Here is a 21,322-nt window from a genome sequence, read left to right as displayed (position 1 = left end):
TGGCACCACAAGCCACTGATCTTCTGATTGATTATCCGGTTTCAATATCGTAAATATTCTTCCGGAAACATCTCCGGGTTCTTTGGAAATATTTCTGATATCAAATCGGACCAGAAGATTTCCATTTGATCCATCCTTTGTTACAACAAATTTTTCAATAGAAACCGTTTTGTTTACAGCCCTGGGTGGTTCAGTCTCTATGGGTATTTCAGATAATTCACCCACCGTATCTAATTTAGATTTTATTATATTTTTTTCTTGCTCAACCATTAAGGTTCTTTTTATATCATCCTTATCTTCAGGTTCAGAAGGAATGGTTTTTATTTTCTCATTCTTTAAAACCAATGGGGGTTTTTCTTCAACCTTTGCAACGATTGGCTTATCTTCCTTTTCACTCTTTTTTTCAATCACCGGGTCTTTTCCAGAGATCACCAGTCTTGCCATTAATACTTCTTTTTCCTGAATCAGCTCAGTGACCTTCTTTTCAGCCAGGATAAGTCTGTTTTTAGTCAAATCAGCATCCCTGTACAAGCCCGTATATAGATAATAATATAAAGCTGCTGCTATAAAACAAATAATACTTATGATAGACAGGATCTTTATAAGGGTTTTTAAATAATCACCGGATTTCATCTCTCCGAAATCATCAACAATAAGAACTCTTGTCTTCCGATTTTGCTTATAGGGCTTTGGTTTGGATCGGGCTATCTCTTTTTCCAGCTCTCTTGATATATCTTCCATAATCCACCTTCATTAACAAGTTTTAACCTTTTTGTCCCCTGGGCAGTATACCCGCTGGATTCATATTTTTGAAAAAAAGTGACCTCACATGTCTTATCCTTTTTTTTTACTTTAAATTCTGAACCAGAAATATTAATAAAATTATATTTTTTTGCAATCATTCGTTTTTTTTTAACCCATTTTCTCTTATTCATTCCATCGGAGTAAAAATTATTTGCATAAAATGACGCATACTTATCCATATCTTTTGCTGACCATGCAGCCAGCCACTGATTGATGCTTTCTATAACAGATTCTTTTTTTGAAGTCGGTTTTATAAGTGTTTTCGCAGCAGCGACCAATGGGACTTTTATTTTTTGAAAGGTATCCCCAATAATTTGATAATTGCTGTTTTTATTTTCCAAAAACAACTCTCTTTTCCCCAATAAAATTTTTTTGTTTTCAAACACCAAAAAATAATCAAACAAAACCACAAAAACATGATTGTGATAATAAATCCCTGTCCTGTCCCTTTTCACTCTCAAGCTTGAATCAGGCTTGTTTGCAGTCTTTCTTATTTCAAGCCATTGTTCCCACCAAGTGATATCCGGTAAGTATTCAGAGGAATAAAATGACAAATAATCATGATAGCTCCCATTTTCAATGGCTTTTATCCATTGATTCAACAAGAGACTTATATTTTTCTCCTGCTTGATAAGCGTTTCTCCATCAATTTTATCAATTTCATCAACAATAATCACAGGAGTTGAATGAAGACTTACATAGTCTGAAAGTTTTAGGATACTATGATTTTCCATTGCAATACACCCATTTGAATCCATGGGTTTTAGTTTTTTATTTGTACCATGTATCCAGATAGCCGATCCGTTTTTTCCTGCCTTTTTATCAATAAAATTTGGGTAATCTGTGGGAAATGCTTTTGTCCCATATATCGGGGACAAATATTTGTCTTCATATTCATCATACAAAAAATAAATACCTTCCGGTGTTTTCTTGTCTCCTGCCTCTTGTTTGATACCGGATGCCTCTCCTGTTGAGCAAGGGGCTTGAAACTGAACGAACAGGGTTTTATCCTTGAAAATATAAAGGAACAGGGTTTGAGTTTTTTTCTCAACCAGAATTACATTCTCATTTTCAGGTAATTTAATAATAGAGGATGGAGATATATGCATTGCTGAAAAGGCAGTAGAGCCGAATGATAAAAAAATTTGCACCACCACTACCAGTAATAAGAAGTTTAGTCTATTTGAAAATATTTTTTTTCCCATCTAAATTAATACTGCCAATTCGATTTTATTATTATGGTTTAAGTTTAAGATGTTGATATGCCTTTTGTGATGCTTTTCTGCCACTGGATGTTCGAAGAACCAAACCGATTTTCAGTAAAAATGGTTCAACAACATCCACAAGCGTATCGGTTTCTTCCTGCAATGTTGCTGCAATTGCTTCAATCCCCACAGGCCCTCCCATATAAAAATCTATTATCGTTTTCAAATAATTTCTGTCAAGTGATGTAAGTCCCAGTACGTCAATTCCTTCAAGCTTAAGGGCTGCCTGCACACTCTGTCGATTTACTTTTCCATGTGATTTTACCTGCGAATAATCCCTGACTCTTTTCAATAACCGGTTTGCAATCCTGGGGGTTCCCCTGGAACGTTCTGCAAGTTCCAGGGCACCATCATCAGAAATGATCGTGTTTAAAATAGCAGCAGAGCGCTTAATGATAACAATCAATTGTTCCTTTGAATAAAAATCAAGGGTGCGAAAAATACCAAACCGGTCGCGTAATGGAGAAGACAAAAGACCAACCCTGGTGGTTGCCCCGATCAGAACAAACTGCTTTAGCCGGTATCGATGACTCCTTGCATGAATACCCTTATCAAATATAAAATCCACGGCAAAATCTTCCATGGCAGGGTATAAAAATTCTTCTACAACCTTTGGAATCCTATGAATTTCGTCTATGAAAAGGATATCCCCTTCACCCAGATTGGTTAATATCCCGATGAGGTCTCCTCCTTTCTCTAGAGTGGGACCCGAAGTGACTATTAAATCTTTGCCCATTTCATTGGCAATAATATGGGCAACGGTTGTCTTGCCCAAACCGGGTGGTCCATGAAGCAATATGTGTTCTAAAGGTTCATTTCTCATTTTGGCTGCCTGCATGGCAATCTTAAAGGTTTCAACCGTTTTATTCTGACCGATATAGTCTTTAAAACTTGTGGGTCTTAAAGATACAATATCAGAAGATATATCATCAGGGGTGCTATTTGATGTAACAATACCTTTTTTATCAGAGGTATAAGAAATAATATCATCACTCATCTTTTATCTTTTCTCCTGAAAAATCTCATCAAAAAGTTCTTCGGGTGTTGAAATCGTGATATTTCTTTCAAACGCCTCCTTGATCATCCTTTTCGCTGATGAATGGGAATGCCCCAATTGCTCTACGAGAACGTCTGCAACCTGTTGGCTGATATTATGCATCTCAATGGGAATTATATTTTGATCAATTTCTTTTGAAACACCTGTCACAGCTATAAATTTTTCTAGTTTTCCATGAAGGGTTGCAATAATTTTCTCAGCAGTTCTTTTACCAATACCACTTAAGCTTGTTAAAAATGAAACATCTTTTTTTTCTATGGCTATTGCCATCTCACCAACCGGCCGGGTCATCGCTTTAATGGCTTTCATAGGGCCAATGGCATCTACAGTAATAAATGTTTGAAAAAATTCTTTATCCTCAAGTGTTTCAAAACCGATGAGTACAGGTTTGGGCTGTCGCTCTGTCTGATGATAATAAATATATAAAGAGATATGGCTTTCATTTAAATCCTGGTTTAAATCTTGTGATCTTACTTTTTCAACCATTTGAGGATTCAATAAAACTTCATATCCAATATTGCCCACAAGCAGTAAAATGCCATCAGACTCAAACTGAAGAATAGTTCCTTCAAGGTATCCGATCATAGCTTTCCCTTGGTCATAGTTATCTCTCGGTCATAATCTTCTTTTGTATCTGTAATATCCTGTTAAAGCAAGTCCCAGTGCATCTGATGCGTGAAAGGGCCGGATAGGTTCCCCGTGTTTTAATATATTGCGAACAGCCCTTTCCACCTGGTACTTATCAGCACTCCCATTGCCGGAAACAATTTTTTTTACTTCCCTTACAGAAATTTCTTCCACATCAAGTCCGGCTTTATATGCTGCCACAAGAAGAACCCCTGAAACTTTACCCAGCATAATACCTGATCCAGGGTATTTTTCAAGTGAGTATATGTCCTCAATCACGAGTAAATCCGGCTGTTGTTTACAAAGGAACTCTAAAATTTTGGAATAAATAGCGTGAAGCCTGAAATGAATCGGATCTTTTGCATCAGTTGCAATGCTTCCAAATGAATACCCAAGGATTTCATTTGAATTTCCCTCTACAACACCGATACCGGTGCCGGCCAACCCTGGGTCAATGCCTACTACCTTTACCATGAAAATTTATTAACTTACTTTAAGCTTTCTAATTTCTTTTGGGCATATTTCGCTTCATTTGACTCAGGATGTTTTTTTAACAACTCTCTCAGGATAAGTCTTGCATTGGCCTTTTCACCCAATTCAGCAAATGCATATCCCTGTTTTAACCTTGCCGCAGCCAATTTATTACTGTCTGGATAGTCTTCCAGAACTTTCTGGTATTCCAAAATGGCTTTTTCAAACCATTTTTCAGCATAATAACTATCGGCAATCCAAAATCTGGCATTATCTGTATTTTCAGAATCCGGATATTTATTTATAAAATTTTCAAACTGAATGCGGGCGTTTTCCATATCCCCATCATCAAACAGCTTCTTTGCAAAATTATATAATTCCTGCTCGGCATTCTTTCCAGGATCTTCTGATAATACGACTTTTTTCTCAATCCCGTCAATCCCGCCTAGGGCTGACGGTTCAAACCCCATATACTTTTCAAGCTTGATCAATTTTTCATAATTTTTCGAGATAGCATGATCGAGTCGTTCAAGTTTTTTCTCAATTATTTCTCTATCTTTCTGATGATACTCTTCAAAGCTATGATTAATTTCTTCTATTAAACCTTCAACTCGTTGAAAATCTTCTTTGATGGTCTGGATATTGTATTTCAATTCTGCATATTCTTCCTGGCTGATACTATGGCTTTCGTTTATTTTTTTTTCAATGGTCCCAAGATCTTGTCTAAGCTTTAGCTGATTTTGTTCATTTTGAATAACAGTTGCTTTTGTTTTTTCCTTTTGCCTTAAAAGTTGCCTGTTATTTTCCATTTCTATGGCTGCCACCCTGTTTTCAAGGGTAACGAATTTCTGGGGTTCCACACAGCCGGACAAAAACAGCAGAACGATCACAATATAAAAAAAATTTTTTATTCCCATAACCAAACTCCAACAATCAAAAGATTATGCTCGGGGCCAGATTTTAGATCTGTCCTTAAATCTGGCCTCAAACGTAACAAGCGTACCGCTCTAAAATTCTCACATTACGCCTGAATTAAATCCCTTTTATTCGCCTTGCTTAATCAATTGCAAAATGAGCGCGCCTGTTTTTTCTATAGGCACTTTCTGTTACGCCTGAATCTATGGGTTGCTCTTCACCATAGCTTATGGTGTTCAAACGGGAAGCTGCAACACCCAGATTAATCAAATAACTTTTAGCGGTGCTTGCACGCCGTTCACCCAGGGCAAGGTTATATTCGGTTGTACCGCGGTCATCACAATGGCCTTCAATGGTGACGGCTGAATAATTTGTTTTTAACCATGCTGCCTTTTCTTTTAGCACCATTTTTGCCATGGAACTTAAATCTGAGCTGTCATATTCAAAATGAATATCCTGGTTCTCAAACCGTTTCTTGGCAGCCATGGCCTTGGCTTGCATAAGTGCTTTTCCATTGTCCGTCTGATCTTCAAGATTTTGCTGTGCAATACGCGCTGCTTCTGCCGCAGCTTCAGTCGTTGCATCAGCCTGGGCTTTGGCTTGGACTTTTTCCTGGTCCTCTATGGTTGTTGCATCAGATACAATCGTTTTCTTTGCACATGAGACAGTAAAAAAAAGTCCTGCTACAAGAATTACCATTACCAGATTAATCCACATTCTGTTTTTCATTACCTTATTTCCTCCTTATTCAATTAATTAAATATCTAAACTCAATTTTCTGTACTTTTTGACATTGACCAGGCGGGTTGACTCTGTTTGCCTTTCAATCTTAAAATTCTTCGCGGGTCTGATCCGGATGCATTCATAACAAAAATTCTTGGGATACCGCCCTCCCGGGTTGATGTAAACGTCAGCATACTACCATCCGGTGACCAGGCCGGGTCTTCATTATCTCCCGCATTTTGGGTCAACTGCACCGGCATTCCTGAATCAATATTTATTACAAAGATATCAATATTATTTTTTTCTATGCCCACATAGGCAATCTTTTTGCCATCCGGTGACCAGGCAGCAGATGTATTATTGGACCCTTTGAACGTTAGCCTTTTCACTCTTGCCGATTCAATATCCTTTATATAAACTTGCGGAGTGCCGGCACGTTTTGACGTAAAGACTATTTTTTTGCCATCCGGTGAAAATTTAGGCGATACATCAATTCCCCAGCTTTTTGTTATTCTTTTAATAATTTCTCCCTTTAGGGTCAACAAATAAATTTCCTGATCCCCGGAAAAACTTAATGCTGCCGCAAGTTTAAACTGCCCGGGCATCCAGTCCGGAGAAATATTCATTCCCTTATAATTAACAATTGACCCTCTTTTTTCTTTAAGATTTTTAATAAATATTTGAGGGTTTCCCCTTGCATAGGAAACATAGGCCAACCATTTGCTGTCAAAAGACCAGGCCGGGGAAAGGCAAATGCTTTTATGGGATGTAATCTGCTTAATATTTTGTCCGTCAAAATCACAAGTAAATATTTCTTTCTTCCCTTTAACCGTTGAAACAAAGGCTATCTTTGTGTTAAATACCCACCATTTTCCGGTAAGCTTATAGGATATTTCACTACAGAACAAATGAATCATCTTCCTTATTTGAGATCGGGGACCGGTATATACTTTGCCCACCACAAGCCTTGTATTAAAGGTATCAAAAAGTCGTAATTTAAGCTTCACTTTTCCATGGGCTTCCTCAATTCCCCCGGTAATCAGCAATTCAGCCCCAATCCCCGTCCAATCCCGAAAATTGATCTGGCCCAGTTGAATACCGGATTCAGCCGGATTTGAGAGAAATGCAACCGGATTCATTGTTTTAAGATATCCTGTAAAATTAATCGCCTGCTTTAAAATATCGCTTGCTGTTTTTCCTGCCGCGACTTCAGTTCCATGCCCGTTAAATGCTTTAAATTCAGTCACAGCTACAGGGGTTTTCTTTAAAAAAGGGTTGCTGATATTGATATAATCATAATCCCCGGCATATACAGGTATTGAAAAAAAACCACTGCAAATCAATCCCAAAAAACAAACTATTGCGGATATAATAATTTTATTAAACATATCATGGGGACAATACCGTTTATTCATAGCAATTGAAACCTTTTTTTATCTCAATCCTTTAGGTGTAAAAATGACAACAACATCATAGGAACGCATTCCAGTTGGTAATTGTGGCAATGGATTTGCCTTTTTAATGGCTTTTTTTGCAGATTCATCAAGATATCGATTGCCTGATCTGGTTTCATAAATAATATCCCTGATTTCTCCGCTTTTTAATATCTTAATGAGGATTCTAACTTCAAGATTCTGATCCATCCCGGCAAGGATATCATTAAACACCCAGTTCTGCTCTATTGCCAGCCCTAAAACCATTTTATAGAGATCAATGGGTTTATATCCTTTTTTCCCGTATCCGGCATATGCCCCCTTTCCTTCACCCTCTTTTGTCTTACCCTGCTGCTTTACTTTTTTTTGAAGACGACTCAACGCCTGGGCAATCTGATCCTGACTCCGGTCCTGGTCCTGATCTTCAATTTTTTTTTCTAATTTTTCCCTTGCTTTTTCTAATACCTGTTCAGGATCAATTTGTTTTTGAGGTTTGGCTTTTTCAACAGATTTTTTCTCTTTTTTCTTGTCTGGTTTCTTTTTTTTCTCCTGTTGAGCTATCAGATCTTTCAAATTTTTAGGCTTTGTCTTTAAACTGATGTCAGCCTTTATGGTGGGAATTTTACGAATCTTTTTTTTTATGACTTGAGATTTTATCGGGATACCTTCTTTTTTTGAACTCACTTGTTTTTTTGCTGGTTCTTCCAGAGCAGGTTCCGGTGCAAAAGAGACAAGATCAATCTGAATGACCGTCGGCATAGGCTTGGGCAGTTTAAAATCCTGAAAAAATATCAGGCTGAAAAAAAACAGACCATGTAAAAATAAGGAAAGAGAAAAAAAAACTATCCCAGTTTTCCTGTCGTGATCCATGGGGACAAAAAAAGATTCACTCCTATTTTTAAACTTTTCCCGAGAACTCATACTCGTCAATCAGGACTCATCTTCATTTTCAGGGAGAGTAATCATCCCGAGACTGTCAACACCGGCTTTTTTGATCTTTGAGATCACATTGACAACAATCCCATATTGTACTTTTTTATCAGCCCTGAGATATACATTTTTTTTGTCAAAATTTTCCAGTATGGCACCCAGCTTCTGGGTCAAAAATTCAACACTGACGACTTGTTCATTAATAAAAACTTTAAGATCATTATCAATGGATATAATCAAGCGTTCTTCACCGCCTTTTAATGCTTTTGAGGTAGCCTTTGGCAAGTCCACATCAACGCCCTGAACCATCATGGGGGCGGTTGCCATGAAAATAATCAACAAAACAAGCATTACATCAACAAAAGGGGTTACATTAATCTCAGACATGAATTGATCATTACCGGAGCCTAATTGCATTATACCTCCATCTGCTTTTGAATATCGCGTTCCATTATATTTAAAAGATCTGAAGAGAAACTTTGTAATTCAGAATCCAAAACCCTTATCCTGTCAGTAAAATAATTGTAACCGATAACAGAGGGGATAGCCACTGCAAGTCCGGCTGCAGTAGCAATGAGCGCCTCTGAAATACCCGGAGCGACAACGGCAAGACTTGCAGACCCGCTTATACCAATTCCTTGAAATGTTCCCATGATTCCCCATACAGTTCCGAAAAGACCGATAAACGGGGAGATATTCCCTGCAGTTGCCAGAAATGGTACCAATTGAACCAGACGTCTGACTTCAACACCAATGGATCGATTTAATGATCGTTTTATACTTCCGATAATTTGAAAATAGGTGTTTTCAGTTTGTTTTATCTGTAATTTTTTCTTATCTTGACCATCAGATCTTGCCATCTCCATATACGCGGTGATGAAAATCCTTGCAACCGGACTTGATCTCAATGCTTTGGCTTTTGAAAATGCATCAGCAAGGTTACGACACTGCCAGAAAATATCAGTAAATTCATTAGATTCTTTAAACGCCTTTCGGATATATCTGAACTTGATAAACATAATTGCCCATGATGTTATAGAAAAAAACAGCAGCAGCAGCATAACAAACTTTACAACAGGACCTGCATCGCTCAACATGTAAAACACCCCTAGGGTTTCAGTGGCCATATAACCTCTCTTGCAAATTTATCTTCCTTGTGTTGGTAAAATAATAAATAAAATTTAATAAAACTAAGTATATGAGCCGGCATTTCATGTCAAGTTTTTATTGAAAACTCCAAAAAAACAAAGCCCCTGCACACAAAGCATGCAGGGGCTCTTTATTCAATTTATATGAATATTAATGTTTAATTAAACATTACATCATTCCGGGCATTCCGCCGCCCATTCCGCCGCCCATTCCGCCGCCGGGCATTCCACCAGGCATTCCGCCGCCGGCACCTTCTTCCGGTTTTTCAGCGATCATGGCTTCTGTGGTCAGCATAACAGATGCAACACTGGCTGCATTCTGAAGGGCAAACCGAACCACTTTTTTGGGATCGATAACACCAGCTTCAATGAGGTCTTCATAAACATCTGTCTTGGCATTGTAACCAAAAGCATCTTTACCCTCTTTAACTTTATTCAAGACAACAGCACCTTCAACACCGGCATTGTCGGCAATTTTTCGTAAGGGTTCTCCAAGGGCTTTTTTCACAACGTCGACACCCAGTTGCTCTTCACCTTCAAGCTTAAGGTCTTCAAGGGCTGGAATACATCTGATAAGGGCAACACCACCACCGGAAACAATACCCTCTTCAACTGCTGCACGGGTTGCATTAAGCGCAGCTTCAACTCTGGCTTTCTTTTCTTTCATTTTTTTTTCATTCGCTGCACCGACATTAATAACAGCAACACCGTCAACAAGCTTGGCAAGTCTTTCCTGGAGTTTTTTTCTGTCTTAATCAGAAGTTGTCTCTTCGGGCTGTGCCCGAAGCATTTTTACCCTTCCTTCAAGGGCTTCTCTTGAACCTGCACCATCAACAATTGTGGTATCATCTTTATCAATTGTGATGGATTTTGCCTGGCCAAGATCCTGCAGGGTTACGTTTTCAAGTTTGATTCCAATATCTTCCGAAACAACCTGTCCACCGGTCAGTACGGCAATATCTTCCAGCATGGCTTTTCTTCTGTCACCAAATCCGGGAGCTTTAACAGCAGCCACATTCAAGGTACCGCGAAGTTTATTGACAACCAGGGTTGCAAGGGCTTCGCCTTCCACATCTTCGGCAACAATAACAAGAGGCTTACCTGTTTTGGCAATCTCTTCAAGAACCGGCAGAAGATCTTTCATGGAAGAAATCTTTTTATCACAAATTAAAATAAACGGGCTGTCAAAGGAGGCAACCATTTTTTCAGTATCTGTTACAAAATAAGGAGAAAGATATCCACGATCAAACTGCATTCCTTCTACAACGTCCAGAGTCGTGTCCATTGATTTGGCTTCTTCAACCGTGATAACACCTTCTTTGCCGACTTTATCCATGGCTTCTGCAATAATGTTACCAATGGTTTCATCACTGTTTGCGGAAATGGTTCCAACCTGGGCAATCTCATTTTGATCCTTGGTTGGTTTTGCCATTCCTTCAAGGACTTCAACAACTTTGATAACGGCTTTGTCTACACCTCTTTTAATATCCATGGGGTTATTACCGGCAACAACCAGTTTCTGGCCATTCTCATATATTGCCCTTGCAAGAATGGTTGCCGTGGTGGTACCGTCACCCGCCATGTCAGAAGTTTTGCTGGCGACTTCTTTTACCATCTGGGCACCCATATTCTCGAATTTATCTTCAAGTTCGATTTCTTTTGCAACAGTTACACCATCTTTGGTAACATTGGGAGAACCCCAGGACTTTTCAATCACTACGTTTCTACCTTTAGGTCCCAGTGTAACCACGACTGCATCCGCAAGGGTCTGTACACCTTTAAGCATTGCCTCACGAGCTTTAGCATCATATTTAATTTCTTTTGCCATCTTAACTAATCTCCATTTATATCTTTAAAATTATTCAATAACTCCAAGAACATCATCCTGACGCAGGATAAGATAATCAATTCCATCAATTTTTACGTCTGTTCCACCGTATTTACTAAAAAGAATACGATCCCCAATTTTTACATCCATTGGAAGCAGTTTCCCATCTTCACCCATGCGACCGTTACCGGTGGCAACAACTTTACCTTCTGCTGGTTTTTCTTTTGCCGTATCAGGAATAATAATACCACCTTTGGTTTTTTCATCCTCATCAACACGCTCTACCAGAATTCTGTCACTTAAAGGTCTCAAACTCATGATCAATTTCTCCTTTTTCATATTATTTTTTGGTCTGTTCTTTTTTATTATTATTTTATTTCAACTTCAATCTTTAGAATCTGTTGTCTTTTTTGAAGTTGTTTTGGCTTCTTTGGATTTTTTGCCGGATTGTATATCACTTTTTTTTGGGGCCCCATTTTTTGCTCCCCCATAATCCGTTACATACCATCCTGATCCTTTTAAATGAAATGTACTTTGAGAAATAATTTTTTTTAGATGTCCCTTACAATGAGAACAAGTTTCAAGCGGCAAATCTGAAATCTTCTGAAATGCTTCTTCTACTTGTCCGCACTCTGTACATTGATACTCATAAACTGGCATTTTCTTTACTTCTCCGTTTTCTTTTGTCTTCATAAAAAACAAAGATAAAATAGTAAGTCTTTTATCCTTGTCAAGATAGTTTGCCCAATTTTTTTACCTATGATTCAGGTTCTGGATTCTTTGCGCCAATCCCTATAAAATTCAAAAACTTTGCTTAAACCCGGAATCGAAACCGGCTTTAAAATGGTATGGGTTAATTGGTGAACTTTGCGCTCTTCATCCAATGTAACATCTGCTTCATTCTTGTTTTCATATCGCTGGTTAAATTTTGAAAATCTGACGACATGAACCAGTTCATGGGTCAATATATAAAGGAGGAAAGGATCTAACAGCAGATCGCTTTTTTTTGAAACCATTGTAAGAATGGCACTATCCTGAAGACATACTTTGTAAAGACTGAAAGAAGACGATCCTAACGGGACATCTTTTTTCCGGCCCTCATATTTAACCACTTGGGCAAAAGGACCGTCAACACATTCATGGGGAGCAAGATCTTTGGCTGTTTTTATATCATACCTGTTTTTAAGCCACTGACCAGAGGACATTTTATAAAAATTATTGACTATCTCCTCTGAAACCTTTACAGCTTCATCAACCTTTAAAAGCTCTTCTCTGCTAAAATGTCGTGCTGTTTGCATGCGTGCCTTTTATATAACCAATAAAAAATTGGACATTTAATAAAATATTATGCTATATTGATCAATTAATAATTTAAAATTAAAAATTATCCATAAAGGAGGTGATTTTTTTGAGTAGTGTGATGAAAAAGAGAAAGAAAAAAATGAGGAAGCATAAACACAGAAAACTCCTTGCCAAGACCCGACACCAGAGAAAGAAAAAATAGCTGCTGAAATATGGGGAGTATTGAGTTGCAAACGATTGTTCAACTCAATACTCGTTTATTTACCCGTTTCCTGGCGTTTCTTAAAAAAGGTGCTATTCAATACCTTTAAAGTACTTCATAAAATCAGAATCTGTAGAAAGAATCAGAGTACTGTCTTTTTTCATGGTTGCTTTATAGACTTCCATTGTCTTTAGAAAAGCATAAAAATCAGGATCAACACCATATGCGTCCGCATAAATCAGGGTAGCCTTTGCATCAGCGTCACCCTTAATCTTCTGGGCTTCTTCATAGGCCTGTGATGTAATGGTCTGAAGTTCTTTTTCTTTTTCACCCCTTATATTGCTTGCTTCTCCTTTACCTTCTGCACGATATTTTTCTGCAATCTGGTTTCTTTCTGCAATCATCCTGTCGTAAACGGCTCGCCTTACGCTCTCAATATAGTTTATTCTTTTTATTTTCACATCCACAAGTTCAATCCCAAACGGGGCCAGTTTAGGACGGGCCTGCTGTACTATTTGCTTTGTAATCTCATCCCGGCCCAGTTCGATTGTATACTGGTGGATCCGTTTTTTACTTTCACCGCTCACGGATTCAAAGGTATCCATTGGCCGATCGGTATTACGAACACTTTCCACCAGAGGATATGATGTCACAAGGTTCCTCATGGCCGGATCTATAATATCATCCAGACGTTCAAGGGCTGCAAATTCATTATTGACTGTCTGAAAATATTTAATGGAGTCAACTATCTTCCATCTGGCAAAGGTATCCACCCAGATATAGGTTTTGTCTTTGGTTGGCACCTGGCCTGGATCACCATCCCAGGTTAACAAATTGTTTGGAAAATAATTGGCTTGTTGAAAAAAAGGCAGCTTAAACTTTAAACCCGGCGTGGTTACAGGTTTTCCCACCACTCTGCCAAACTGGGTGACGATCACCTGCTCGGTTTCATCAACAATATAAGCAGAATTATACACCACTACAATACCGATAGCGATGACAGCTATAAATAAGGTTCTCATAATATTATTCATTTTTTACTCACTTTTTTTAAGAAATCTGTTCTGTGGATTAAAGGTGGAAGTTGCCCCGCCCATATTTAAAAAGGGTAATAGATTTTGTTGCTCGGAATCAATAATATACTTTGCTCCAAGGTTGGGAAAAATTTCCAGCATTGACTCAAGATATATTCTTTTTTTTGTGACATCTTTGGCCTTTACATACTCTTTGTAAACCGCTGAAAAATTGGCAGCATCACCCTGGGCACGGTTCACCCTGTCAATGGCATACCCTTCTGCATCCTTTATCACTCTTTTGGCTTCACCACGGGCCAAAGGCACTGCCTTGTTATATTCTTCCCTTGCTTTATAAATCGTTTGTTCTTTTTCCTGGGTGGCCTGGTTCACCTCATTAAAAGAATTCTGGACAGGTTCAGGAACATTTGTCTTTTTCATTTCAATGGTAACAATATTAATACCGGACTTTGCCCGGTTCATTTCATTTTGAAGCATTTCTTTGGCAGCCAGGGCAATCTCTTCCCGCTTGCTGATGACCTCATTGATACTTCTATCCCCCACAACGGTCCGCATGCTGGCCTCTGACATATCCCTTAAAATGGCTCTAACATCCTTGACTTCAAACAGATAATTCCGGGGATTGGAAATCCTGTATTGGACAATCCATGGAACTACTGCCACATTCAGATCACCGGTCAGCATTAAGGAAGTTTCCTGGGAAGAACTTTCATTTGAGAACCTGTAATTGCTTGATCCTTGTCCTTGCACCGTTTGAAATCCGAACTCTTCCTTATAAATTCTTTTTATCTTTACTTTGGTCACTTTTTCAATACCTGCCGGGAACTTAAAGCTCAAACCCGGCTGAGCTATTCGATTATACTTTCCAAACCGCTGAATGACACCGACTTCATCCAGTTTAATTGTAAAAAAGGTGGAGGATCCAAAAAACAAGGCCAAAAGAATAACCACAACCAAGATTCCTCCCGGAAACTTAAATCCTTTAAATTTGTTTAAAAGCTCATCCATCTGGGGAGGTATCGGCATGCCCGGCCCACCGCCATCTTTCTTCTTCTCAAACTTCTGTTGATTTTCTCTAAGTTTTTCCCAATCCCAATTCATAAATTTTATCCTGTAAATAATTTATATTTAAAATCACATTGTCTTGCAAAATATAACCATATTTATCGTTATCAAGCCAAAAAGGCAATATTTATTTAAAACCTGACCGAAAACCAGTTTAGCTGTCTTAATAATATTGAGCCCGGTCGGGGTGTGGGTTGCATATCACGTGATTGACCTATTCTTACAGTTTTTAAGACTTCGCTCCGCTAACCGCCAAAACTCGCTATCGCTCAGACACTTGGCGGTCTTGACGCTCCACTGCGTCAAAAAACTGTACAGAATAGCAATCAATTGTTCCCTGCAACCCACACCCCAACCTCCTCGGCAAGACTACCACCATGGAATATATTGATGTATTAATCTCCCTGTAACAAATTTTCAGACAGGAATATTATTCTCCAACTTGATTAGCCGGTCGAGGATCTGGTTATACTTAGGTATGTACCAAATATAATGAGTTGATAAGAAAATCTTCAGCAGAGGCAGGAGGGAAGGTGATGCTTTGGGCGGGTTTGAATCGCTGCGGAGGCACGACGCCGGGAGCAGCGATTTCACCTCGTAGCCGGACATGAATGTCCGGCGAAGTTTAGCCCAAAGCATTACCTTCCCTCCTGCCGGAATATTTAAAACAAATTTTGGCTATATCCCAATTAAATAATGTGCTATGAATAAATTTTAAGAAAACTATCCTTAATTTTTGGATTATTCAATTGGATAAAAAAAATAAAAAAAGCAAACTGATTCACATCAGTGATATCTTAAATTCCGCCCTTGGCAAATACAGGCCTGCCATGGACATGGAAATGACCAGGATCTGGGATATCTGGGATGATGCCGTTGGAAAAGCCATTGCCATGAATGCCAAACCTGACACTTTTAAAGACGGGATACTCATTGTCAATGTATCCAGTTCATCCTGGATACATCAGCTCAAATTCCTTGAAAAAGAGATGATCTTAAATCTGAATAAGAAACTTGAACATATATCTGTTAAACAGCTCCGGTTTAAAATTGGAAAAATTCTTTCCTGACCCTTTCTTTGACCATGAGATAAAGGTATCCCGGCCGTTCCAGGCGGCTGCGCCGCATCAGCCCGTCAAAAAATACTTATTGCACAATACTGTACAATAATGTACAGTATGCATTATAAATATAATTAAGGGATCAAATGTAATGATAACAGTAAATTTCACTGAATTTAGAAAAAATGCATCCGCTTTGTTCTCTTCTGTAGAAGCAGGGGAAACCATTTGTGTAAAACGTCATGGAAAGGAAATAGCTGAAATATTGCCAATTCATATCGAAAACAAAAAGCTACCTTCATGGAAGAAAAAAAGAATTAAATTAACTGTCCAAGGCGAAGATATATCTAAAATTATAATAGAAGAACGAGAAAAATCATAATGGATATATTCTTTGACTCATCATCATTTATTAAAAAATTTATAGCAGAACAAGGTAGTATGGAAGTGGATGAATACTGTCAACAAGCATCAATGCTTGGATTAAGTATCATTTGCCTGCCGGAAATGATGTCAGCACTAAACAGGAAAGTAAGAGAAGGAAACCTGTCAGCAGAAAAATATTCTATAATTAAAGAGCAAATTACAGCAGATATTGAAGATATACAAATTGTTAATCTTGTGCCTGAAGTAATTGAAAGTACATTAACTTTACTGGAAAATAATATGCTGCGTTCTTTAGATGCTTTGCATATATCCTGTGCGGTAACATGGAATGCAGAATTATTTATATCTTCTGACAAACGTCAAATTAAAGCAGCAGAAAATGCAGGATTACGGGTGCATTATATATAATTTGGGTTAACCATGCGGTTAATCTGAAAAATAAATTTTGCCTATATCCCGGTTAAATAATATGCTATGAATAAATTTTTGAGACCTTTCCTTGACCATGAGATAAAGGTGTCCCAGCCTGAAAACGGATATCGATTTTCCATGGATCCCTTCCTCCTTGCCGGCCACATTCAACCAAACGGTGTTGAAAAAATCATTGATATCGGGTGTGGCTGCGCAATTATTCCCTTGATTCTGGCATTCAGATGGCCTGATCTCAACATCATCGGTGTTGAAATCCAAAAAGAATTATCCTGGTTTGCCAGACAAAACATCAGTGCCAACAGGCTGGTAAGCACTATCCAAGTTCTTCATGAAAACATTAAAGATATAAAGCTTTCCGATATAAACGGGCCGGCAGATATTATTGTTTCAAACCCACCCTATATAAAAAAAGATTCCGGCAGACTGAACCCGAATTATCAAAAGGCCATTGCACGCCACGAGCTCACCCTTGATATTGATATGCTTTTTAATTGCTCAAACAGACTGCTCAATAAAAAAGGAAAATTGTATATCATTTTCCCTGCAGAACGATTATCTGATCTGCTCCATATCATGGAGCAATATCAATTTTCCCCTGAATTTATCAGGTATATTTATATAAAAAAAAATTGCCTCCCCAAACGTGTCATACTCTGTGCAATGAAAAACTATGCTGTGAAGAACAGCGACAAATCCTGTGTTGTGCACCCACCCCTTTTCATCTATGCATCTGAAAATGAATTTTCAGACGAGTATGCATCCCTTTTTAATCGGGTTTAAACCTTGACACATTTACAAAAAAATACTATTTTGCCTTGAATTAATTTTACACGGAGAGGTGACCGAGCGGCTGAAGGTGCACGCCTGGAAAGCGTGTGTATCCTAACCGGGTACCGAGGGTTCGAATCCCTCCTTCTCCGCCACTGATCATAACGTGTCATACCGGATAACATGTCATACCAAGTATTAGCACTGAAATATAGGCCCCAGACATTTGACGAAGTTGTCGGGCAAAACCATGTTACCACCACCCTTTCCAATGCGATCTCCCAGGACAGGGTTGCCCATGCCCTTCTTTTCACAGGGCCCAGGGGCACCGGAAAGACAACCCTTGCACGGATCTTAGCCAAAGCAATGAATTGCAAACAAGGTCCGACCCCCCACCCCTGCAACACTTGTAAAATTTGCACGGATATCATTGAAGGCCATTGCACAGATGTTTTTGAAATCGATGGAGCCTCCAACAACAGCGTGGATCAAATCAGGGATTTAAGGGAAAATGTCACCTATATGCCTTCATCGGCAAAGTATAAAATATATATTATCGACGAAGTCCATATGCTGTCGACGGCTGCATTTAATGCACTGCTCAAAACACTTGAAGAACCACCTGAACATGTCATGTTCATTTTTGCCACCACTGAAGTACACAAAATCCCGGCAACCATCCTGTCCAGATGTCAACGCCATGACCTTGCCAGAATTTCTTTGGAAATGATTTCAAACCATTTGCAACACCTTTGCAAAAATGAAGAATTCAGTATTGAAAAACAAAGCCTTGACCTGATTGCCCAGGAGGCTGACGGGTCCATAAGAGACGCTTTAAGCCTTCTTGACAGATTATTATCATCGGCCACCACCAAAAAAATTGGGCCCGAACGTGTGCTGGAGGGCCTTGGTATCCAAGACCACCAAATCCTGCATGATATTTCAGCAGCAATTTTTGAAAACAATGGTGCAGGGCTCATTGAAATTATAGAAAAGGTAAACAACTCAGGAATTGACCTGAAAAAATTTTATTCTGATATTATTTCCCATTTCAGAAACCTGAATATAATTAAAATCTGTGGCAAGGACAACCCTGCTGTCAATATCACAGATTCTGAAAAAGAAAAAATTTTTCAAATAGTTTCTGTAACATCCAGCGGTTTTATCAACACTATTGTACAAATCCTTTTGGATGAAGAATCCATTGTCAAGTATTCGTCACATACCAGAACCGCTATTGAAATGGTTTTGTTAAAACTGCTTCAAATCAACCCGGGTGCACAAATTGATACAATAATCAGCAAGCTCAACATGCTTGCGAACCAGATAAATTCAACCCAGACAGATTCAAAACCTTCACCCTCGCAGCACAATTTTGAACCGGTCCAAAAGTCTGATGCAAACGACCATTCAACTAAAAAAACCGATATTCAGGCAGTCAGGGAACCTGTGCCGACACCCGGGTATACTGCAGGGTTAAAGCCTTCCCAGGCACAGGATCAGGCTCAGGGACAGGATAAAAATAGCGTGACAAGAACCTGGCAAGGGTTTTTAAACAAAATAGAAAAAAAACTCCCCTTCATGTTTGCCCTTCTTTCCAAAGGCAAGGTAAGTCAAACCAAAACCCGTGAAATGATTGTTGAACTGAAAAATAGTTCGTCTTTTGACAAAGCAAGGCTTGAAAAAAAAAAGCAGGAACTGCAAGATATCTGCAAAGAATTTCTCGGTAAATCCCTGATAATCAAAATCCTTTCCGAGAACAATAATGTAACCCAAGACAATAATAAAAAAAATGAACTAAAAGCAAAACAAGCTGCCTTCAACCATCCACTGGTTGTTGAAGCCCAGAAAATATTTAACGGCCAAATAATTAATTATTAATATACAGGAGTAATCGATCATGAAAAATATGAATTCAATGATGAAACAAGCCCAGAAACTTCAAAAAAAAATGCTGAAAACTCAAGCTGAACTTGCTACAAAAACTATTGAGGCGTCCAGTGGCGGCGGAATGGTAAAAGTGATTGCCAATGGCGCCCAGAAAATTGAATCCATTATTTTGGAAAAAGAAGTAGTAGACCCTGAAGATGTTGAAATGCTTCAGGATCTTGTGTTAGCAGCCGTCAATGATGCGTTGAACAAGTCCCAGGAAATGGTCTCTTCAGAAATGGGAAAACTGACCGGCGGACTCAATATTCCCGGCCTTTAAAAAATATGAAGTACTATCCTGACCCAATTTTAAGACTGATCAACAGCCTGTCAACACTTCCGGGTATAGGCAAAAAGACTGCGGAACGGCTTGCCCTCCACATTCTTCATGCCCCGAATCAACAAGCTGCAACTTTGGCTGCCGACATCATTGAACTAAAAAACAGTATTAGACTGTGTACGGTCTGCTTTGCCTTAACCGACAAAGACAAGTGCAGGATATGTTCTGACCCACTGAGGGACCAAACGCTTATCTGTGTTGTGGAAAACCCGACGGATATGGCTGCCATAGAAAAATCAAATGCTTTCTTTGGAACCTACCACATATTAGGAGGAACGCTTTCTCCCATTGACGGCATAGGCCCGGATGACATCAGGATAAAAGAGTTGTTTAAAAGGGCTGACCCTGAAAAAATAAAAGAAATAATTCTTGCCACCAAAACCAATGTTGAAGGAGAGGCCACGGCTTCTTATATCCTTGAAAGACTAAAAAAAACAAAAATCAAGATGACAAGAATTGCTTCCGGCATCCCCATGGGGGGTGATCTGCAATATATAGACCCGCTGACCATGCAAAAAGCAATGGAAAAAAGATATGGATTCTGAATTTAAGACCCGGGATGATATTTTTGAATGCCAATTATGCGGTGACTGCTGCAACGGGTTTGGCGGCACCTATGTTACTGAACAGGATATCATTAATATCTCGGCATATATTAATTTTGATCCTGAAAAATTTATAGGTCGATATTGCGACAAGTCAGGGACAAGGGTTGTTTTAACACTTGGTAAAGACGGATACTGTGTCTTTTTTGACAAAATCAAACAATGCACCATCCATCCGGTAAAACCCTATATGTGCAAAGCCTGGCCTTTCATTGAAACCCTCATTCAGCATCCTGAAAACTGGAATGCCATGGCAAACTCCTGCCCGGGCATGAAAAAAGATGTCCCGCATAAAGACCTTCGAAAAATTGTTGCTCTGGAAAAAGAAAAACTGGACAAGGCTGTTATTAATGAGACAGGCGATTAAATTTTATACCAATTCCATTTTTTTGACGTCTAACGATTTCCCCCATGATTTTAAATACTTTTTTACTGGCGGGCACTTGAAATTGTATTGTAATTTTTTGGCTGACTGAAAAGGATTGACTTGTTTCAATAAACATTCCACATCGGCTGATATCCTTGATAAAATAGTCATAAGGCATTTTTTCCTTTTCAGGATCAATTAAAACAATCCAGGGGTTTTTAAGGTAAGTCCTGGCATATCTTCTTGCCCCTTCATAACCACTTATATCAAGCCGATCCAAAAGATCCAGTTGTTGTTCAACCGGCATTTCAAGAATTATATTAAGAAGGCGGGAGGTAATTTCGATCTCATCAAAATTCTTCATTCTGGCTTTCTTTAAACTCATCTTTAATTATATTTAAGGGTATTGTCTATTTACCCATCCCCATATCGGCAAACTGCCTTGCAATACTATCTCTTTCATAAACAATTTCAACCCGTCGGTTCAAAGCTCTTCCCCTTGCAGTATCATTAGTAGCCACGGGATGATAATGGGCATACCCTTCTGCCGAGACATATTGAGGGAGAACCCCGTTTTTAACCAATAAGCGAACAACCGTGGATGCCCTGGCGCTTGAAAGTTCCCAGTT

The 21,322-nt window shown here is 38.8% G+C and carries 27 protein-coding genes, 1 tRNA gene and 1 pseudogene; 10 read left to right on the top strand and 19 right to left on the bottom strand.

Features of this window, described 5'->3' with window-relative positions:
• The 15 genes and pseudogenes from K8S13_RS18270 to K8S13_RS18200 all read right to left on the bottom strand — a co-directional run.
• A partial coding sequence (locus tag K8S13_RS18270; protein WP_291464761.1) for a hypothetical protein occupies positions 1 to 741 on the bottom strand: 741 nt, incomplete at its 3' end.
• Positions 705 to 2,009, bottom strand: coding sequence for a L,D-transpeptidase family protein (locus K8S13_RS18265; RefSeq protein ID WP_291464760.1), 1,305 nt, complete (start codon positions 2,007 to 2,009; stop codon positions 705 to 707). The genes K8S13_RS18265 and K8S13_RS18270, both read right to left, overlap by 37 nt.
• Before the next feature lie 31 nt (positions 2,010 to 2,040).
• Positions 2,041 to 3,066, bottom strand: a complete 1,026-nt coding sequence (ruvB, locus tag K8S13_RS18260) for a Holliday junction branch migration DNA helicase RuvB (RefSeq protein WP_291464758.1) — start codon at positions 3,064 to 3,066, stop codon at positions 2,041 to 2,043.
• Positions 3,067 to 3,069: 3 nt separating this feature from the next.
• Entirely contained in the window at positions 3,070 to 3,711 is a 642-nt protein-coding gene (gene ruvA / locus K8S13_RS18255) for a Holliday junction branch migration protein RuvA (RefSeq protein ID WP_291464756.1), read from the bottom strand.
• Positions 3,712 to 3,741: 30 nt separating this feature from the next.
• Positions 3,742 to 4,227: a crossover junction endodeoxyribonuclease RuvC gene (locus K8S13_RS18250; protein ID WP_291464754.1), complete on the bottom strand. Its 486-nt coding sequence runs from the start codon at positions 4,225 to 4,227 to the stop codon at positions 3,742 to 3,744.
• 14 nt (positions 4,228 to 4,241) lie between these two features.
• The gene (gene ybgF / locus K8S13_RS18245; RefSeq protein WP_291464752.1) at positions 4,242 to 5,141 is read right to left on the bottom strand and encodes a tol-pal system protein YbgF; all 900 of its coding nucleotides are present in this window, start codon (positions 5,139 to 5,141) and stop codon (positions 4,242 to 4,244) included.
• 139 nt (positions 5,142 to 5,280) lie between these two features.
• The gene (gene pal, locus K8S13_RS18240) at positions 5,281 to 5,868 is read right to left on the bottom strand and encodes a peptidoglycan-associated lipoprotein Pal (protein ID WP_291464751.1); all 588 of its coding nucleotides are present in this window, start codon (positions 5,866 to 5,868) and stop codon (positions 5,281 to 5,283) included.
• 41 nt (positions 5,869 to 5,909) lie between these two features.
• On the bottom strand, positions 5,910 to 7,277 hold the full coding sequence (gene tolB / locus K8S13_RS18235) for a Tol-Pal system beta propeller repeat protein TolB (RefSeq protein ID WP_291464750.1): 1,368 nt from the start codon (positions 7,275 to 7,277) through the stop codon (positions 5,910 to 5,912).
• Positions 7,278 to 7,295: 18 nt separating this feature from the next.
• Positions 7,296 to 8,216 carry a cell envelope integrity protein TolA gene (locus tag K8S13_RS18230; protein ID WP_291464749.1) on the bottom strand — a complete coding sequence of 307 codons (921 nt, stop codon included), beginning with the start codon at positions 8,214 to 8,216 and terminating at the stop codon, positions 7,296 to 7,298.
• Between the two features lie 9 nt (positions 8,217 to 8,225).
• The gene (locus K8S13_RS18225; RefSeq protein ID WP_291464747.1) at positions 8,226 to 8,642 is read right to left on the bottom strand and encodes a biopolymer transporter ExbD; all 417 of its coding nucleotides are present in this window, start codon (positions 8,640 to 8,642) and stop codon (positions 8,226 to 8,228) included.
• Complete coding sequence (gene tolQ / locus K8S13_RS18220; protein WP_291464745.1) at positions 8,642 to 9,352, bottom strand: protein TolQ; 711 nt, start codon at positions 9,350 to 9,352, stop codon at positions 8,642 to 8,644. The genes K8S13_RS18225 and tolQ overlap by 1 nt, the downstream gene beginning before the upstream one ends.
• Positions 9,353 to 9,542: 190 nt before the next feature.
• Positions 9,543 to 11,201: pseudogene (gene groL, locus K8S13_RS18215) on the bottom strand (chaperonin GroEL).
• Between the two features lie 30 nt (positions 11,202 to 11,231).
• A complete protein-coding gene (gene groES, locus K8S13_RS18210; RefSeq protein WP_291464743.1) occupies positions 11,232 to 11,519 on the bottom strand; it encodes a co-chaperone GroES in 288 nt (95 codons plus the stop codon).
• 66 nt (positions 11,520 to 11,585) lie between these two features.
• The gene (locus K8S13_RS18205; protein WP_291464763.1) at positions 11,586 to 11,861 is read right to left on the bottom strand and encodes a zinc ribbon domain-containing protein; all 276 of its coding nucleotides are present in this window, start codon (positions 11,859 to 11,861) and stop codon (positions 11,586 to 11,588) included.
• A 104-nt stretch (positions 11,862 to 11,965) separates the two neighbouring features.
• Complete coding sequence (locus tag K8S13_RS18200) at positions 11,966 to 12,499, bottom strand: hypothetical protein (RefSeq protein WP_291464741.1); 534 nt, start codon at positions 12,497 to 12,499, stop codon at positions 11,966 to 11,968.
• Positions 12,500 to 12,609: 110 nt separating this feature from the next.
• Here K8S13_RS18200 and K8S13_RS18195 point away from each other — a divergent pair, with 110 nt between their 5' ends.
• Positions 12,610 to 12,705, top strand: a complete 96-nt coding sequence (locus K8S13_RS18195) for an AURKAIP1/COX24 domain-containing protein (RefSeq protein ID WP_291464740.1) — start codon at positions 12,610 to 12,612, stop codon at positions 12,703 to 12,705.
• Positions 12,706 to 12,797: 92 nt separating this feature from the next.
• On the opposite strand, the gene hflC is transcribed toward K8S13_RS18195, so the two are convergent.
• Positions 12,798 to 13,739 carry a protease modulator HflC gene (gene hflC / locus K8S13_RS18190; protein WP_291464737.1) on the bottom strand — a complete coding sequence of 314 codons (942 nt, stop codon included), beginning with the start codon at positions 13,737 to 13,739 and terminating at the stop codon, positions 12,798 to 12,800.
• A 3-nt stretch (positions 13,740 to 13,742) separates the two neighbouring features.
• On the bottom strand, positions 13,743 to 14,840 hold the full coding sequence (hflK, locus tag K8S13_RS18185) for an FtsH protease activity modulator HflK (RefSeq protein ID WP_291464736.1): 1,098 nt from the start codon (positions 14,838 to 14,840) through the stop codon (positions 13,743 to 13,745).
• A 713-nt stretch (positions 14,841 to 15,553) separates the two neighbouring features.
• On the opposite strand from hflK, the gene K8S13_RS18180 reads away from it, so the two are divergent.
• From K8S13_RS18180 to K8S13_RS18140, 9 genes are all read left to right on the top strand, one after another.
• Entirely contained in the window at positions 15,554 to 15,874 is a 321-nt protein-coding gene (locus K8S13_RS18180) for a DUF721 domain-containing protein (protein WP_291464735.1), read from the top strand.
• A 142-nt stretch (positions 15,875 to 16,016) separates the two neighbouring features.
• Positions 16,017 to 16,247 (top strand): type II toxin-antitoxin system Phd/YefM family antitoxin, encoded by a 231-nt coding sequence (locus tag K8S13_RS18175; RefSeq protein ID WP_291464733.1) that lies wholly within the window; start codon positions 16,017 to 16,019, stop codon positions 16,245 to 16,247.
• Entirely contained in the window at positions 16,247 to 16,660 is a 414-nt protein-coding gene (locus K8S13_RS18170; protein ID WP_291464731.1) for a type II toxin-antitoxin system VapC family toxin, read from the top strand. Before K8S13_RS18175 ends, K8S13_RS18170 begins: the two co-directional genes overlap by 1 nt.
• Before the next feature lie 66 nt (positions 16,661 to 16,726).
• Positions 16,727 to 17,464 (top strand): methyltransferase, encoded by a 738-nt coding sequence (locus K8S13_RS18165; protein ID WP_291464729.1) that lies wholly within the window; start codon positions 16,727 to 16,729, stop codon positions 17,462 to 17,464.
• A 52-nt stretch (positions 17,465 to 17,516) separates the two neighbouring features.
• Positions 17,517 to 17,607, top strand: a tRNA-Ser gene (locus K8S13_RS18160).
• 28 nt (positions 17,608 to 17,635) lie between these two features.
• Positions 17,636 to 19,333 (top strand): DNA polymerase III subunit gamma/tau, encoded by a 1,698-nt coding sequence (gene dnaX, locus K8S13_RS18155; RefSeq protein WP_291464727.1) that lies wholly within the window; start codon positions 17,636 to 17,638, stop codon positions 19,331 to 19,333.
• A gap of 19 nt (positions 19,334 to 19,352) precedes the next feature.
• The gene (locus K8S13_RS18150) at positions 19,353 to 19,661 is read left to right on the top strand and encodes a YbaB/EbfC family nucleoid-associated protein (RefSeq protein WP_291464725.1); all 309 of its coding nucleotides are present in this window, start codon (positions 19,353 to 19,355) and stop codon (positions 19,659 to 19,661) included.
• A gap of 5 nt (positions 19,662 to 19,666) precedes the next feature.
• The gene (recR, locus tag K8S13_RS18145) at positions 19,667 to 20,266 is read left to right on the top strand and encodes a recombination mediator RecR (RefSeq protein WP_291464723.1); all 600 of its coding nucleotides are present in this window, start codon (positions 19,667 to 19,669) and stop codon (positions 20,264 to 20,266) included.
• Entirely contained in the window at positions 20,256 to 20,693 is a 438-nt protein-coding gene (locus K8S13_RS18140) for a YkgJ family cysteine cluster protein (protein ID WP_291464721.1), read from the top strand. Before recR ends, K8S13_RS18140 begins: the two co-directional genes overlap by 11 nt.
• Here the strand turns inward: K8S13_RS18140 and K8S13_RS18135 are convergent.
• Together K8S13_RS18135 and K8S13_RS18130 are read right to left on the bottom strand one after the other, a co-directional pair.
• Positions 20,674 to 21,057 (bottom strand): PilZ domain-containing protein, encoded by a 384-nt coding sequence (locus K8S13_RS18135; protein WP_291464719.1) that lies wholly within the window; start codon positions 21,055 to 21,057, stop codon positions 20,674 to 20,676. The genes K8S13_RS18140 and K8S13_RS18135 overlap by 20 nt on opposite strands.
• Before the next feature lie 46 nt (positions 21,058 to 21,103).
• The coding region (locus tag K8S13_RS18130; protein WP_291464717.1) for an OmpA family protein at positions 21,104 to 21,322 on the bottom strand (219 nt) is incomplete at its 5' end.

Source organism: Desulfobacula sp. (assembly GCF_021107415.1).
This window is presented reverse-complemented; position numbering and strand designations above follow the sequence as displayed.

Bases quoted from the DNA above. Each gene is read 5' to 3' on its own strand.
- K8S13_RS18265 (WP_291464760.1), bottom strand. From the start codon at position 2,009: ATGGGAAAAAAAATATTTTCAAATAGACTAAACTTCTTATTACTGGTA.
- ruvB (WP_291464758.1), bottom strand. From the start codon at position 3,066: ATGAGTGATGATATTATTTCTTATACCTCTGATAAAAAAGGTATTGTT.
- ruvA (WP_291464756.1), bottom strand. From the start codon at position 3,711: ATGATCGGATACCTTGAAGGAACTATTCTTCAGTTTGAGTCTGATGGC.
- K8S13_RS18250 (WP_291464754.1), bottom strand. From the start codon at position 4,227: ATGGTAAAGGTAGTAGGCATTGACCCAGGGTTGGCCGGCACCGGTATC.
- ybgF (WP_291464752.1), bottom strand. From the start codon at position 5,141: ATGGGAATAAAAAATTTTTTTTATATTGTGATCGTTCTGCTGTTTTTG.
- pal (WP_291464751.1), bottom strand. From the start codon at position 5,868: ATGAAAAACAGAATGTGGATTAATCTGGTAATGGTAATTCTTGTAGCA.
- tolB (WP_291464750.1), bottom strand. From the start codon at position 7,277: ATGAATAAACGGTATTGTCCCCATGATATGTTTAATAAAATTATTATA.
- K8S13_RS18230 (WP_291464749.1), bottom strand. From the start codon at position 8,216: ATGAGTTCTCGGGAAAAGTTTAAAAATAGGAGTGAATCTTTTTTTGTC.
- K8S13_RS18225 (WP_291464747.1), bottom strand. From the start codon at position 8,642: ATGCAATTAGGCTCCGGTAATGATCAATTCATGTCTGAGATTAATGTA.
- tolQ (WP_291464745.1), bottom strand. From the start codon at position 9,352: ATGGCCACTGAAACCCTAGGGGTGTTTTACATGTTGAGCGATGCAGGT.
- groES (WP_291464743.1), bottom strand. From the start codon at position 11,519: ATGAGTTTGAGACCTTTAAGTGACAGAATTCTGGTAGAGCGTGTTGAT.
- K8S13_RS18205 (WP_291464763.1), bottom strand. From the start codon at position 11,861: ATGCCAGTTTATGAGTATCAATGTACAGAGTGCGGACAAGTAGAAGAA.
- K8S13_RS18200 (WP_291464741.1), bottom strand. From the start codon at position 12,499: ATGCAAACAGCACGACATTTTAGCAGAGAAGAGCTTTTAAAGGTTGAT.
- hflC (WP_291464737.1), bottom strand. From the start codon at position 13,739: ATGAATAATATTATGAGAACCTTATTTATAGCTGTCATCGCTATCGGT.
- hflK (WP_291464736.1), bottom strand. From the start codon at position 14,840: ATGAATTGGGATTGGGAAAAACTTAGAGAAAATCAACAGAAGTTTGAG.
- K8S13_RS18175 (WP_291464733.1), top strand. From the start codon at position 16,017: ATGATAACAGTAAATTTCACTGAATTTAGAAAAAATGCATCCGCTTTG.
- K8S13_RS18170 (WP_291464731.1), top strand. From the start codon at position 16,247: ATGGATATATTCTTTGACTCATCATCATTTATTAAAAAATTTATAGCA.
- K8S13_RS18165 (WP_291464729.1), top strand. From the start codon at position 16,727: ATGAATAAATTTTTGAGACCTTTCCTTGACCATGAGATAAAGGTGTCC.
- dnaX (WP_291464727.1), top strand. From the start codon at position 17,636: ATGTCATACCAAGTATTAGCACTGAAATATAGGCCCCAGACATTTGAC.
- K8S13_RS18150 (WP_291464725.1), top strand. From the start codon at position 19,353: ATGAAAAATATGAATTCAATGATGAAACAAGCCCAGAAACTTCAAAAA.
- recR (WP_291464723.1), top strand. From the start codon at position 19,667: ATGAAGTACTATCCTGACCCAATTTTAAGACTGATCAACAGCCTGTCA.
- K8S13_RS18140 (WP_291464721.1), top strand. From the start codon at position 20,256: ATGGATTCTGAATTTAAGACCCGGGATGATATTTTTGAATGCCAATTA.
- K8S13_RS18135 (WP_291464719.1), bottom strand. From the start codon at position 21,057: ATGAAGAATTTTGATGAGATCGAAATTACCTCCCGCCTTCTTAATATA.